Annotated in this window: 10 protein-coding genes; 3 read left to right on the forward strand and 7 right to left on the reverse strand. The window is 50.8% G+C overall.

The genetic code is table 11. The features are described from left to right. Window positions 1-40 precede the first annotated feature (40 nt). The 5 genes from C2I18_RS06790 to C2I18_RS06810 all read right to left on the reverse strand — a co-directional run bounded on the left by C2I18_RS06790 (window position 41) and on the right by C2I18_RS06810 (window position 6,811). Complete coding sequence (locus C2I18_RS06790; RefSeq protein ID WP_249900501.1) at window positions 41-940, reverse strand: carbohydrate ABC transporter permease; 900 nt, start codon at window positions 938-940, stop codon at window positions 41-43. Between the two features lie 14 nt (window positions 941-954). Next, on the reverse strand, window positions 955-1,911 hold the full coding sequence (locus tag C2I18_RS06795; RefSeq protein WP_249900502.1) for an ABC transporter permease: 957 nt from the start codon (window positions 1,909-1,911) through the stop codon (window positions 955-957). A 240-nt stretch (window positions 1,912-2,151) separates the two neighbouring features. Then, window positions 2,152-4,419 (reverse strand): helix-turn-helix domain-containing protein, encoded by a 2,268-nt coding sequence (locus C2I18_RS06800; protein ID WP_249900503.1) that lies wholly within the window; start codon window positions 4,417-4,419, stop codon window positions 2,152-2,154. Between the two features lie 350 nt (window positions 4,420-4,769). Beyond that, on the reverse strand, window positions 4,770-5,438 hold the full coding sequence (locus C2I18_RS06805; protein WP_249900504.1) for a potassium channel family protein: 669 nt from the start codon (window positions 5,436-5,438) through the stop codon (window positions 4,770-4,772). A 14-nt stretch (window positions 5,439-5,452) separates the two neighbouring features. Beyond that, on the reverse strand, window positions 5,453-6,811 hold the full coding sequence (locus tag C2I18_RS06810) for a TrkH family potassium uptake protein (protein ID WP_249900505.1): 1,359 nt from the start codon (window positions 6,809-6,811) through the stop codon (window positions 5,453-5,455). A 267-nt stretch (window positions 6,812-7,078) separates the two neighbouring features. On the opposite strand from C2I18_RS06810, the gene C2I18_RS06815 reads away from it, so the two are divergent. Continuing rightward, window positions 7,079-8,791 (forward strand): CPBP family intramembrane glutamic endopeptidase, encoded by a 1,713-nt coding sequence (locus C2I18_RS06815; protein WP_249900506.1) that lies wholly within the window; start codon window positions 7,079-7,081, stop codon window positions 8,789-8,791. Between the two features lie 1,118 nt (window positions 8,792-9,909). Then, window positions 9,910-10,584, forward strand: a complete 675-nt coding sequence (locus C2I18_RS06820; protein ID WP_249900507.1) for a hypothetical protein — start codon at window positions 9,910-9,912, stop codon at window positions 10,582-10,584. Between the two features lie 138 nt (window positions 10,585-10,722). Here the strand turns inward: C2I18_RS06820 and uvrC are convergent, their stop codons facing one another. Continuing rightward, window positions 10,723-12,768 carry an excinuclease ABC subunit UvrC gene (gene uvrC, locus C2I18_RS06825; RefSeq protein ID WP_249900508.1) on the reverse strand — a complete coding sequence of 682 codons (2,046 nt, stop codon included), beginning with the start codon at window positions 12,766-12,768 and terminating at the stop codon, window positions 10,723-10,725. 128 nt (window positions 12,769-12,896) lie between these two features. After that, window positions 12,897-13,214 (reverse strand): thioredoxin, encoded by a 318-nt coding sequence (gene trxA / locus C2I18_RS06830; protein ID WP_249900509.1) that lies wholly within the window; start codon window positions 13,212-13,214, stop codon window positions 12,897-12,899. Window positions 13,215-13,563: 349 nt separating this feature from the next. On the opposite strand from trxA, the gene C2I18_RS06835 reads away from it, so the two are divergent. Next, window positions 13,564-13,722: a YqzM family protein gene (locus tag C2I18_RS06835; RefSeq protein WP_249900510.1), complete on the forward strand. Its 159-nt coding sequence runs from the start codon at window positions 13,564-13,566 to the stop codon at window positions 13,720-13,722. Window positions 13,723-13,727: the final 5 nt, after the last annotated feature.

Genomic DNA, 13,727 nt, shown 5'->3' on the forward strand with positions numbered 1-13,727 from the left:
CGATTTTCGTAAAAGTAGAATTACTAAAGAAGCTGTAAGATTACTCTTTGACTGCCCCCAGCATAACGCCCTGAACGAAGTATTTCTGGACAAAAGGATACACGCAGAGAATAGGCAAAGTTGCAAATACAACAACGGAGGCTTTAAGCACTTCAGGATTACTTAACTGTACCGTGGTCGCTTCCAGCTGGAAGCTTTCACTGGCCTGAATGACAAGATAATACAGCTTCAGCTGCAGCGGCCGCAGATCAGTCGCATGCTTGATATAGAACAGGGCATCCTGGTAAGCATTCCAGCGTCCGACCGCGTAAAAAAGTGAAAGGGTGGCAATAATCGGTTTGGACAGCGGAATTACAATGCTCCACAGAATCCGGAAATGTCCGGCACCGTCAATCCGTGCGGATTCTTCCAGGCTGACCGGAATACTGCTCGTCAGAGAGGTCTTCATGATCAGCAGGTTGAAGGCACTGAAAGATAACGGCAGGACCAGTGACCAGATCGTATCCATCAGTCCCAGGTTATTAATGTTCATGTAATCCGGGATAATCCCACCGCTGAAATACATCGTGAAGAGGAAAATGAAGGTGATGACCCGGCGGCCCTTGAATTGGGTTCTGGACAGCGGATAAGCTGCGCAGATGGTCAGAATCATCCCCAGAATCGTGAACAGCACGGTTACGATGACCGAAATATACAGGGAGCGGAGGATACTGGCATCCGCAAAAATCTTCTTGTACGCTTCAATGGTGAAGCCCTGCGGCCAAAGGAAGACCTTGTTGGCTATGACAAAAGAGTCGGCACTGAGGGATTTGGATACGACATGTACAAACGGCAGTAAACATACCAGCGAAGCTATAACCAGGGCAATTTTGATCAGCAAATCCCAGATGTCTAAACGCCCTCTGCTTGATACGGCAGGACTTACGGTTGATGCTCTCATGGGTTCTCTCCTTTCTAGAGTATTCCGTCCTCGCCGAGCTTCTTGGCAATGCGGTCAGCCGTTATGACAAGCACAATACCGATAACGGACTGGAACAGGCCCACCGCTGTCGCCCGGCTGAAGTTGCCGGATTCAATCCCCCAGCGGTATACCAGAACCGGTATGGTTGTTGTGAACTCTGTGGTGGCTTTGTTCTGCAGGGACCAGATCCGTTCAAACGAACCGTCCATCACTTTACCCAGGTTCATAATCAGCAGGGTGACAATGGTTGCACGGATCGAAGGAAGCGTAATATTCCATACCTTTCTCCAGCGTCCGGCTCCATCCACGGTGGCCGCTTCATACATTTCCGGGTTAATCCCGCTGATGGCTGCCAGATAGATGATCGTTCCCCAGCCCATGCTGTGCCAGACACCAATGGCCAGATAACTGATCAGCCAGTTCGTGTCCTCCTGCAGGAACGGAATCCGGGTCCCGCCGAGCAGTTCAATTAAGTTGTTGACGACACCGCTTCCTTCACTAAGCAGCTGGTACGCAATGGCCCCGATGATAACCCAGGACAGGAAGTGCGGCAGATACAGCAGAGTCTGGTTAACACGTTTGAACCTTACACTTTTGACTTCATTCAGCATCAGCGCCAGCACGATCGGCATGGTAAAACTGAAGCAGAGGTCAAGCACATTAAGCAGCAGTGTGTTGCGGACGGCACGGCCGAAATCCGGCTTGGAGAAAATCTCCTGAAAGATTTCAAAACCGACCCACTCACTGCCCCAGAAGCCTCTTGCGATCTTATAATCTTTAAAAGCGATTACAAGCCCGCCCATCGGCAGATACTTGAAAACGATTACAAAAGCCAGCGGTAAAAATACAAGCAAATACAGCTGCCAGTCACGCTGGAGATAATAAAGCGGCCCCTGCTTTCTGCTTAATAAAGTAGTCTGATTTGTCTTTGAAGCGTTTACAACTTTCAAAGTTTCACCTCCTGCCCCCAATGTTCCCTCACCAGCCTGTGCTGCCTGGCTTGAATCCTATGCTAGCTCCTTTAGCCGGTCTTGAAAATCATGAGTATTGATGATCCCCATCAAATTTGATTAGAACCCGGTATTATCGGCTAGTGCAGCGGTTAGATAATCAAATATGATAGGCATTCCCAAAAATAAAACGCTTTCATTAACAAAAAAGGGCCGCCGGCCCCGGCCAGGAGCAGCCCTCTAGGAGCTTTTACTCTTGGCCGACTTGTAGCTGCTCGGCGGCATTCCTTCATATTTACGGAAAAAACGGTTGAAGCTCTGTACATTGAAATAGCCAACCTCTGCGGCAATCTGCTTGATCGTCAGTTCGCTGTCCAGCAGCAGCTCCTTGGCTTTGTCGATGCGCAGCTGGTTCAGGAAATCGATCATGCTTTTTCCGGTTTGCTCGTACACGATTTTGCGCATATAGGAGTAGCTGATCCCGATCTCTTTTGCCATATCCTCGAAGACGATTTCTTCACGGTAATGCTCTTTTAAATATTGAATGATCCGTTCCCCGTGATTGCTCTCACCAGTGCTGTGATCCAGGCTCTGCACAATTTCCCGGAACAGCTCATGCAGATATCCCTCCAGCTCTTCCAGTGTATCCATAGCAGCCAGGATGCTGTAAATGTTGCCTTTCCCCATAATCATTCTTCCGGTGCTGATATGATTCTCACGCAGATGCTTAATCGTCGCACCTAGCAGCTGATGGTAAATGAACATGATGTTATCATAAGAAATATTCTCTTCGGCGCTAATCTGGCTGCGGATAACCTGCAGCTCTTTGAAAATCCCGTCCAGATTGCCGGCGTCCAGGAAATTGAGAATCCGCCGCTCGCTGCAGTCGAAGTCGATATATTTGCGTCTGCTCTCCTCTTCTTCCTCCCAGTACATAATGCTGCCGGCTCCGTTAATCATCCGCTGCTTAATCAGCTCCATCGCTTCAAACAGCCGCTCTGATACCAGTTCAGGCGCATCTGCCGTATCACTGACTGCGATCGTCACAGAATGCGTAAGCAGCGCATGGGATTCACTCCGGATCGTCTCCATGACCTGATGGATCTGCAGCCTGCTCTCCTCTTCCTCCTGCGGTGCAAAGTTCATTACAATCACTATGCAGCCGTCGTTATGATAGACAGAGGTGGCCAAAATCCCTTCCGGAAAAAGACTTTCGTACTTCGTATTCAGCAGATACCGGTGATAGCTGCGGGTCTCCACATTGGTGTTGCCTACATACACCCTGTACCGGTCGATGGAAACTACGGCAATCCTGTAACACGCTTCCGGAAACATCTCCGTGATCCGCGGCGGAATTTCACCGCGCAAAAGACGGTGGACGGCCAGACTCCGTGCATCCTGCTCACGCTCCTGCAGCAGCTGGAACAGGCTCTCCTCTTCCTCCTGCATCCGCCTGAACGCCATATCCAGGAAGGCAAGTTCATTCCTGCCTACAACACCGAGATCGCTTTTGGAGCGTATCGTCCGGACCAGCTGCCTGAGCGGCCTTGACAGCCATGTGGCGAGAAAGACAGCCAGTACCGTCCCCAGCGCAATAATTGCCCCTGTAAGCAAAATAATATTCCCCTGCATATCCCGAGACTTGCTCATGAGGTCGTCCAGAGGACTCCAGCTTACATACCACCATCCGGACGATTCTGAACGGTTCCACGCATAAACCATCCGTCTGCTGTCAAGATCATGAAACGTATAGCCTTCTCCTGACTCAAGGGTCAGCATATCCCGCAGAAAAGGCAGCTCCAGGCCGTCGGTGAGCAGCAGTGCTTTGTCTCTGTGGGAAATCACCCGCCCTTCCGCATCCAAAAGCAGGTGGCTGGTGTCTCCGTCCTCTGAGGAATGCAAATACTTTCCGATCTGGCTCTCCTTCATGTTGACGACAATGATTCCGTTGGTAGTAGTGGACAAGCGGTTGAGGGGGTAGACATACGAAACAACATTGATGCCGGATTCAAGCTTGCGCGGAACCCATATGCCGCTGATTCCCCGCTGCTCCGCAAGAGCCTCTGTTGTCCAGTCGATGGATTCATAGCGGTCCAGGGTTGTGGCCCCGCTGTCCGTGGAAATCACATAATCCGAATCTTTCAGATAAAAGTATGAGGAGGCTACACCATCTACCCGGCGGTTTAAATTAACCAGCTCCTTGGTCACTGACTGCGCCCGGCTTACATTGTTGTAGTTGGAGTTGAGTTCGGAGTAGGTATAGATACTGCGGATGCGGTCAAAAATATTGGTTGCAGCCAGACGCGACGTATCCTGCGCCAGGTTGGCCAGCGCATTCTCGTTCAGCTCACGGCCGGCATTCAACCCGGCAAGCATGGATTCCCCGATGGCTGACTCGGAATTCTCAATAATCTGTGCTCCGCTGTACCAAGTCAGAACGGCAGTAGGAATGGCCATGATGCAGAATAGAATCAATGCCAGCTGCAGCATCATCGGTATCTTTTTCATTGTTGATCCCCCTATTGTTTCTGTAAATCCTTGAGCAGCCCTCGTTCTCCCCAGCAGCAAACAGGCTCACACCACATATATAAGCGCTTACATTAATCCTAATATAATATGAAACACCAGCTGGCGTATATCCCGATTATTATTATTTTATCATTTTAAGAAACATTTCATATATATCCCTCAGGAAATTTCCCGGGCAAATTTGTAAAAATTTTAAAATATTCCAGTTGACGCAGCAATACACACCCAGCCGCCTCTCCGCAAAGTCCGGAGTCATCATCATAAAAAAATAACCCGGACACGTGTCCGGGTCTGCTTTGTATTTTAACCTAAAGTATCTTGATCCCTTTCTACTCCGCGTTCACTGCCTCCTCCTCAAACTCTTCAATACTCTCATTAGAGCCGATGACAACCATAATATCGCCCTCATTCACATAATCATGTGCGGTAGGCGCCACGATAATCCCGTCGCTGCGGTTCAGGGCAATAATGCTGCACCCGTATTTTGCCCGTGTATTGAGATCAGAGAGGCTTTTGCCGTCCATACAGGAGGGCACGGTCAGTTCAACTACTTTGTAATCCTTCGATATCTCAAAATAATCCAGCAGATTCGGAGTCACCAGCTGATGCGCCACCCGGATGCCCATATCCCGCTCCGGAAAAATAACCCTGTCCACCCCCAGCTTCGACAATGCGCGCCCGTGCAGAATGGAAATGGCTTTGGCCACCACCTGTTTCACACCGAGCTCCTTGAGCAGAATCGCCGCCAGAATGCTGCGCTCCATATTGTCCCCGATCGCGACGATGCCGCAGTCAAAGTTACGCACACCAAGCGAACGCAGAATCCCTTCATCTGTAGCATCGGCCATCACTGCATGCGTCAGCTGTCCGGTCATTTCCTCGACCCGCTCTTCCTGATGATCGATGCCAAGCACTTCATAGCCCATAGTCATCAATTCAAGCGCCAGACTGGCACCGAAGCGGCCCAGGCCGATCACAACAAACTGCTGTGGTTTCATAATTCCATTAACCCCTATCCAATTATCATTTTACCTTCCGGATACTTATACAATGGTTTACCCTGTTTCGGCCCCAGCGCAAACGCCAGCGTCAGCAGGCCGAGCCGTCCGGCGAACATCGTGAGGCAGAGCAAAACTTTCCCGATCTCCGTTAATTCCGGTGTCAGCCCCATACTTAGACCTACAGTGGCGAATGCCGAAGTAGTTTCGAACAGAATCATTAAGAACGGACGCTGTTCCGTCGTGGAGAGCACCATGGATACCGTTACGATCAGGAGCAGGGCCAGCAGGGCGATAGTCAGCGCCTTGAACACTCGCTCCTGTGCCAGACGGTAACGGAACAATACGATATCCTCGCGCCCGCGCAGCATGGAAATGACCGCGCCGACCATTAGAGTAAAGGTAGTGGTCTTGATCCCCCCGCCGGTTGAGCCGGGCGAAGCCCCGATGAACATCAGAATGATAATAAAAAACTGTGTAGCCTGGCGCAGCCCGGCAATATCCACTGTATTAGCCCCGGCTGTCCGCGGCGTGGCCGATTGAAAGAAGGCAGCCCATAGTTTGCCCCCGAGATCCAATGCCCCGAGTGTACGGGGATTTGTAAATTCAAAAATAAAAATCACTGCAGTTCCGGTCAGCAGAAGCGCTGCAGTCATGGACAGCACCACTTTGGTATGCAGCAGCAGCCTGCGCTTTTTACGGTAATCCACCAAATCCGACATCACAATAAAACCGATGCCCCCGGACACAATCAGGAACAAAACGACAAGATTGACAACAGGATCGCTGACATATCCGGTCAGACTGCGGTATTCTCCGAACAAATCGAACCCCGCATTATTGAACATGGATACGGCGTGAAAAACACCGTAATACAGCGCCCGGCCAAACGGCATGTCAAAGGCCCACCGGAGCGTAAGCACGGAAGCTGCCCCGGCTTCTATAACAAGCGAATACAGCAGCACCTTTCGGATCAGCCGCACGATGCCCTCGATCGAACTCTGGTTCATCGCTTCCTGCAGGATCAGCCGGTCACGCAGTGAGATTTTGCGTCTCAGCAGAAGAGCGAACAAGGTCGCCATCGTCATAAACCCCAGGCCTCCGATTTGAATCAGCAGCAGGATGACGGTCTGCCCGAAAGTGCTGAAATAGGTCCCCGTATCCACCACCACCAGCCCGGTAACACAGGTCGCAGACGTCGCGGTAAACAGCGCATCAGTGAACCGCATGGGAAGCCCAGAGACACTGGATACAGGCAGCATCAGCAGCAGGGTACCGATCAGTATAACAGCGGCGAAGCCGGCAACGAGAATCTGCGGCGGAGACAGCTTCAGGATTCTGATTCCGGTTATTTTGTTAAATGGTGAAGCCAAACTTCTCATCCTCCCGCGGTCATGCTTGTTTATATCTGCACGTGTAATGAAATATCATACATTTATATTTCGGAGTAGAAACATACAAATTATATACGTTATTGTCCAACTTCACAAAGGCAGATTACAAAACAAGCATAAGCCTGGCCACACTAACGTAAATGTAGAACAGACACAGGAAATTTTTTGTAAGTTTCCGTCCTGTTCCATTATAATGAGACAGGACACATACTGAACAGAATTGAATTGAACACAAGGAGGCGTTTCATGAATTCCGTCGGCCAGCCCTTACAGCAGCGGCCTCTTACCACAAGGCTCATCCTCATGGGTATTCTGGGTCTAGTTGTATTTGTGATGTTCCAGGTGGCTCCCCAGCTCCTCGCCGGTACCTCAGGAACCAATACGAAAGTTATCAGCAAAGCTGAAGCGCGGGAGCAGGCTGCCGCCTTTGCAGCCCGGCAGCTTGGGCATACGGAGACCGCAGAGGACAAGTGGACGGTAAGTTACCGTACAGACTCTGCCTTTTACGGCTACATGTCCCGGGAAAAGCTCCTTGAGGACTATACCAAAAGAAAGCTCGACCAGTCTTACCCGTTTGATGTATTTCATGCAGTACTACATAGCCCGGACGGAGCGGATGCGCTCTTCGCTATTGATCTAAATATGTATACGGGAAAAGTTGTCGCTTTCGCTGCGGGGGCTCATGCCGATTCCGGCGAAGGGCTGGATTACGGGGAAGCGCCTGCATCTGCGCTTGAGGGCAATCGATCCGGTGTGCTCCGCAGCGACGGCCTCACGCTGGTGCAGAAGGAAAGCCTCGCCCTCCCCTGGCTTAAGCTATGGGGTGCAAATCCTGCCAGCCTGCAGATTGAGTCCAATACGGACGGATACGGTCTTGTCTACAGTGACAGCTCGGTCAAAGTCGGGGAATCTCCGCTGCGCTACAATTTCAACTTCCAGAATGGAGAGGTCTCCTATTTTCAGGCCGGATTCTCTGCTCCTGCCTGGCATGTGACCTATGTAGAGGACCAGACCTCGCTGGCCGAGCGGCTGACTCTGCTGGGATATGGCCTGCCCACACTCGCACTGGGCATTCTGGCGCTGATCTACAGCATTTTGCGCAGGGAGAGCACTTCCTTTAAGCGCGGAATCTTCCTCAGCTCCGTTCATTTTCTTATTATGATGGTCAGCACCTACAATTCGCTGCCCGAATCCGGCGACCACAGCCCGGAAGCCCGGGTCACGGCTGTAGTTCTGTTCATTATTTATACGCTGTACAGCCTGCTGATGTCCTCGCTGCTCTACTTCTCACTGGTTGGCGGTGATGGTCTATGGCGCCAGGAGGAAGGCCTGAACCCGTGGGCGCGTGCCAAAGAGCCCGGCTACGGTAAATTTGTGCTGGACAGTATGCGTATAGGTTATGTATGGGCGTTCATTCTGCTCGGTGTGCAGACGGTCCTGTTCATTATTCTCTCGCTGACGCTGGACAACTGGTCCACCACGGATGCGGGCCAGTCGCCTTACAACATGAGATATGCCTGGCTGCTGCCGGTTGTTGCCTGGCTGGCCGGTCTGTCCGAGGAAGCGGTGTACCGCCTGTTCGGCATCCGGATGCTCAAAAAAATCGTACGCAGCACGTTTGTCGCCTCGCTGATCACTACCGTGATCTGGGCCTTCGGGCATACGCTGTATCCGATCTATCCGATCAGCTCGCGTCCGCTTGAGCTGACGGTGATCGGCCTGCTGTTCAGCTATATTTTCCTGCGCCACGGCTTCATTGCCGTCATGTTCAGCCATGTGGTGTTCGACAGCATTCTGATGGGAGCCACGCTGATTTTCATGCAGGGTACAGTAAATATCGGAGCCGGTATTGTCACGATTGTCCTGCCGTTTATCGTCGGATACATCGTCTACCGCTTCAATCCCCCGACAAAACCTGACCGGCCCGAACCCTCCGCTCCGGCAGGCAATCTGATGTAAGTGACAAGGTGTTCCGAAGGCTGCTTGCAGCCTTTGGAGCACCTTTTGTTGTGCTGGTGTGCGGCGGGTGCGGCGGGTGCGGCGGGTGTGCGGCGGGTGTGCGGCGGGTGTGCGGCGGAATGACAGGCGGTTTGCCGCTTTCCTTTCATTTCCTCCGCCAGTCGCACCTTTATCTTTGTAGCAGCACATTGTGCTGGGGTTTTCGTGTATAGGTGGTTCGTTTGACTTCACGGTAACGTATTGTGCTCGGTTTTTTGTGTATAGTCGGCTCGTTGGCTCCCCGGTAGCGTATTGTACTCGGTTTTTCGTGTATAGTTGGTTCGATAGCTCCCCGGTAGCGTATTGTACTTGGTTTTTCGTATATAGTTGGTTTGTTAGCTCCCCGGTAGCGTATTGTACTCGGTTTTTCGTGTATAATTGGTCCGTTTGACTTCACGGTTGCGTATTGTACTCAGTTTTTCGTGTATAATTGGTCCGTTTGACTTCACGGTAGCTCATTGTACTCGGTTTTTCGTGTATAATTGGTCCGTTTGTCTTCCCAGTAGCGTATTGTACTCGGTTTTTTGTGTATAATTGGTCCGTTTGACTTCACGGTAGCTCATTGTGCTCGGTTTTTTGTGTATAGTTTGCTCGTTTGACTTACCTTTAGCGTATTGTACTCGGTTTTTCGTGTATAATTGGTCCGTTTGTCTTCCCAGTAGCGTATTGTACTCGGTTTTTCGTGTATAGTTGGTCCGTTTGATTACCTATTAGCGTATTGTACTCGGTTTTTCGTGTATAATTGGTTCGTTTGACTACCTATTAGCGTATTGTACTCGGTTTTTCGTGTATAGTTGGTTCGTTTGTCTTCCCAGTAGCGTATTGTACTCGGTTTTTTGTATATAATTGGTCCGTTTGACTTCACGGTAGCTCATTGTGCTCGTTTTTTTGTGTATAGTTGGCTCCTTTGACTTACCTTTAGCGTATTGTACTCGGTTTTTCGTGTATAGTTGGTTCGTTTACCTTCTTATGAGCAAGCATGCCTTAAGCAGCATTCACATCAAGTGAAGTCAATCAAGACACAAAGGGCCGTCTCGATGGAATTAGAGGTAATTATACCTTTTATTTCGGCCGATCGTATGATTTCGGCGGAATCAGAGGCATTTATACCTTTGATTTCAGCCGATTGCCTGATTTCGGCGCATTCAGATGTATTTATACCCTTCATTTCGACCGATCGCCTGATTTCGGCGGATTCAGATGTATTTATGCCTTTGATTTCAGCCGATTACCTAATTTCGGCGAATTCAAAGGTATTTATACCGTTCATTTCACTCGCCAGCCGCATTCCCGCCAATTCAACGGGATTTTTCCCGTTCATCTTACTCGCCAGCCAAATTCCGGCCAGTTCAACGGGAATTTTCCCGTTCATTTCCGCCGACAGCCGCAATCCGGCCAATTCAGCGGGAATTTTCCCGTTTATTTCACCCGCCAGCCGCATTCCCGCCAATTCAGCGGGAATTTTCCCGTTCATTTCACCTGCAAACCGCTTTTCGGCCAGTTCAACGGGAATTTTCCCGTTCATTTCACCCGCCAGCCGCTATCCGGCCAATTCAACGGGATTTTTCCCGTTTATTTCACCCGCAAGCCGCTATCAGGCCAATTCAACGGGATTTTTCCCGTTTATTTCACCCGCAAGCCGCTTTCCCGCCAATTCAACGGGATTTTTCCCGTTCATTTCGCCCGCCTCATTCCGGCATGACCTTATCCCTTACTGGAAGGTCTGCATCCTTTGGCGGCCTGATACTCTATGACCGCTTCTTCAAAAAGAGATAACAAAAAAGGACTGACCCTCAGGCCAGCCCAACTAAAGAAACAAAAAATAATTATTCCTCGCCAACCAAAAAGCTGCCCTCAACCGGTAAAACGGCTCTTTGTACAATAGCCTCTTTTTATACCGACGGCTCCTCATCCCTAAGTGCCTCCAGGATTTGTCCGGCCAGCTTCTCACCGATGGAGAGCGGACGGAAATCCTCGATGGAGGCCTCCTTGATCTTCTTCAGCGAGCCAAAATGCTTCAGCAGCGCCTTCCGCCGCTTCTCGCCGATGCCGGGAATGGAGTCCAGCTTGGAGGTAACCATCGATTTGGCGCGCTGCTCACGGTGGAACGTGATCGCAAAACGGTGCACCTCATCCTGAATACGCTGCAGCAGGTAGAATTCCTGGCTGTCCCGCGCCAGCGGTACCGGCTCAGCGGAATCGCCGATCAGCAGCTGGGCCGTCTTATGCTTATCGTCCTTGACCAGACCGCACACAGGGATGTACAATCCCAGCTCGTTCTGCAAAATATCAATGGCCGAGGAGATCTGCCCCTTCCCGCCGTCGACCACGATCAGATCCGGCTGCGGCAGATCTTCCTTCAGCACCCGTTCATAACGCCGCCGGATAACCTCACGCATCGTTTCGTAGTCATCCGGTCCCTGCACGGAACGGACTTTATATTTGCGGTATTCCTTCCGGGCAGGCTTGCCGTCAATGAACACGACCATGGCAGAGACCGGATTACTCCCCTGGATGTTGGAGTTATCGAACGCCTCAATACGGTTCAGCGACTCCAGGCCCAGGCTTTGCCCGAGGCTGAGTGCTGCACCGGAAGTACGCTCCTCGTCCCGTTCAATGAGCCGGAACTTCTCGTCCAGCGCCACACTGCTGTTCTTGCAGGCCATGCCGACCATCTGCTTCTTCAGTCCGCGCTGCGGCACCAGCACCTTCACGCCCAGCCACTGCTGCAGGGCAGCCGCTCCGCCTGCCGCATCCACATTGCCTGCTGCCCCGGCCTCAACTCCTTCACCTTCGCCTCCTGTAATAGCTGCTGCCCCGGATTCCGCCGCAGCCCCTTCACGCCCGGCGGCATCTTCATCCTCACCAGCTGCACCGGACACCTCCTCTGCCGCCGCTTCCGTCTCCTGCTCATCCTCTTCCTTGAGCAGGGCCTCTGCGTTAGGCATCTCTGCGGTGCCTTCCGCTTCAGGCGGCTTCGACTTGCCCCCGCTTTCACCCAGCACTTCCGGAAGCAGAATCTCCTGCGGCAATGCCGGATTCTCGCTGTAGTATTGGGTCACATAAGACATAAAGTCGCTGTAGGCCTCGCCATAGAACGGAAACACGGAAGAGTGGCGCTGGATCATTTTACCCTGCCGCATATACAGGATCTGCACACACATCCAGCCCTTATCCACCGCATAACCGAACACATCGCGGTCCTTCGTATCTGCAGTATTGATCTTCTGCTTCTCCATCAGGGCATCGATATGGATGATCTGATCACGCAGCTCCTTGGCCCGCTCGAAATACAGCTCCTCCGCGGCTTCCTCCATTTTCTTCTGGAGATCCTTTTTCACCGCTTCGTGGCCGCCCCCGAGAAAAGAAGAAATGCTCTGAATGATCTCATCATACGCGGACTTCGGCACTTCTTTCTCACAAGGCGCCAGACATTGGCCCATATGGTAATACAGACAAATCTCCTTCGGCATCACACCGCATTTACGCAGCGGATACATCCGGTCCAGCAGCTTTTTCGTCTGATGGGCCGCGTAAGCATTCGGGTACGGACCGAAATATTTGGCTTTATCTTTAATCACCCGGCGTGTAACCTCAAGGCGCGGATGAGCTTCATTCGTAATTTTTAAATACGGGAACGTCTTGTCATCCTTCAGCAGCACATTATAACGCGGCATATGCTTCTTGATCAGGTTGCACTCCAAAATGAGTGCTTCCATATTGCTGGAGGTAACGATATATTCAAAATCAACAATGTTGGCGACAAGCCGCTGTGTTTTACCGTTATGGCTGCCTGTAAAATAGGAACGCACACGGTTCTTCAGCACCTTGGCCTTGCCCACATAAATAATGGTGCCTTCTTCATTCTTCATCAGATAGCACCCGGGCAGGTCAGGCAGCAGCGCCAGCTTGTTGCGGATATTATCCATATAGTCCATGATTTCTCCCCCACCTAGACTTGCTTGAGCTTATAAGCCAAGTGTAGCACACAAAGCGCCTCCGGAAAAACCGAAGGCGCTTTGCGGCCGGGCCGGAAGGCCCGCGTACAACTAATGGTTCATTACTATTATTGATGCTTAGCTACAATATTCTTCAGGGATTCCTTGGAGTTCAGTCCAACGACTTTGTCCACCGGTTGACCGTCTTTGAAGAAGATCAATGTAGGGATACTCATTACGCCAAAGCGGGAAGCCGTTTCCGGGTTCTCATCCACGTTCAGCTTAGCAATTTTTACGCTGTCTCCAAGTTCGCTGGACAGTTCATCCAGGATAGGGGCAAGCATTTTGCAAGGGCCGCACCAAGGTGCCCAGAAATCTACTACTACAGTACCTTGACCTTCCACTTCGTTGCCGAAAGTTTGGTCAGACACGTTCACGATAGCCATGATATTGTTCCTCCTTCAAGTTTTGCGAAGCAATATCCGCTTCTATAGCCTGCGCTAAATGCGGCGAATTCACTCCGAAAGGTTAGGGTTAAAATGCTTCATGTAATATGATAACCAGATTACCATATACCGACACATGAACAGTATAACATATATATAGTGCATTTGTTAATTATTTTATAAAACTAGATTGTATAAAATCATTTTTCGGGTGCACAGACTTTCCTTTACATCTTTTCAGGGAGTCACTATAATTGAGGAAAGCGCATTATTTGTCAATGACTTCTCTCACATGTATAACTGTAACTTAACAAGTAGCAGGCATGCAAGGCCCAAGGAGGATGAAGCTATGGATGTCAACGCGCAGGTCCGTGACCCGCGGGAGCATGTCAACGAAGAGCCCCGCAATGATCTAGGCGATCTAATGGCCGGTTTTTTCGGCATGACGGGATTTATGACTGTGGTCTTTTTCGGCATGGTTATCGTCAAATTTATTATGTCTGACTGATCAGC

This window comes from Paenibacillus sp. PK3_47, assembly GCF_023520895.1.
Classification (GTDB): domain Bacteria; phylum Bacillota; class Bacilli; order Paenibacillales; family Paenibacillaceae; genus Paenibacillus_AQ.

Coding starts and splice junctions, on each gene's coding strand:
- C2I18_RS06805 (WP_249900504.1), bottom strand. CDS start 5,438: ATGAAACCACAGCAGTTTGTTGTGATCGGCCTGGGCCGCTTCGGTGCC.
- uvrC (WP_249900508.1), bottom strand. CDS start 12,768: ATGGACTATATGGATAATATCCGCAACAAGCTGGCGCTGCTGCCTGAC.
- C2I18_RS06835 (WP_249900510.1), top strand. CDS start 13,564: ATGGATGTCAACGCGCAGGTCCGTGACCCGCGGGAGCATGTCAACGAA.
- C2I18_RS06800 (WP_249900503.1), bottom strand. CDS start 4,419: ATGAAAAAGATACCGATGATGCTGCAGCTGGCATTGATTCTATTCTGC.
- C2I18_RS06815 (WP_249900506.1), top strand. CDS start 7,079: ATGAATTCCGTCGGCCAGCCCTTACAGCAGCGGCCTCTTACCACAAGG.
- trxA (WP_249900509.1), bottom strand. CDS start 13,214: ATGGCTATCGTGAACGTGTCTGACCAAACTTTCGGCAACGAAGTGGAA.
- C2I18_RS06790 (WP_249900501.1), bottom strand. CDS start 940: ATGAGAGCATCAACCGTAAGTCCTGCCGTATCAAGCAGAGGGCGTTTA.
- C2I18_RS06820 (WP_249900507.1), top strand. CDS start 9,910: ATGATTTCGGCGGAATCAGAGGCATTTATACCTTTGATTTCAGCCGAT.